The 451-nt window shown below is 67.4% G+C and carries 1 protein-coding gene; it reads right to left on the reverse strand.

Translation table 11 applies throughout. The annotated features are described in order from the left end of the window. Nucleotides 1-394, reverse strand: a 394-nt coding sequence (locus FLP08_RS17030; protein WP_156278116.1) for a molybdopterin oxidoreductase family protein, incomplete at its 3' end; no start/stop codon positions are given. Between the last annotated feature and the right edge of the window lie 57 nt (nucleotides 395-451).

Here is a 451-nt window from a genome sequence, read left to right on the forward strand (position 1 = left end):
TGCCGACCAGGGCCCGCGCCAGCTTGTTGAAGGCGTAGTAGTCCTCGGTCAGCAACTGGCCGGATATATAGAAGGCCACGCTGTCCGGCCCGTGTTCGCGAATGGTCTCGGCGAAACGCCCGGCGGCATGTTCCAGGGCACTCTCCCAGTCGCTGCGGGCCCGCGCCAGTTGCTTGCCGAGGCGCAGTTGGGGGTACAGCGCGCGGGCCTGGAGGTCGCCGGTCAGGTGCAGGCTGGCGCCTTTGCTGCACAGTCTGCCGAAGTTGGCCGGGTGCCGCGGGTCGCCTTGCACGCCGAGGATGCGTTCGCCGTCGTGTTCGATCAGGACGCCACAACCCACGCCGCAGTAGCAGCAGGTCGAAGCGGTGGTGCGCAGCGGGGAATCTGTCGACATGCTCGGCTCCTGTTATCGTCGAGAGATCAGGCGCACAGCGCCACGCTGTCCAGGCCG

The organism is Christiangramia aestuarii (genome assembly GCF_009735585.1).
GTDB lineage: Bacteria > Bacteroidota > Bacteroidia > Flavobacteriales > Flavobacteriaceae > Christiangramia > Christiangramia aestuarii.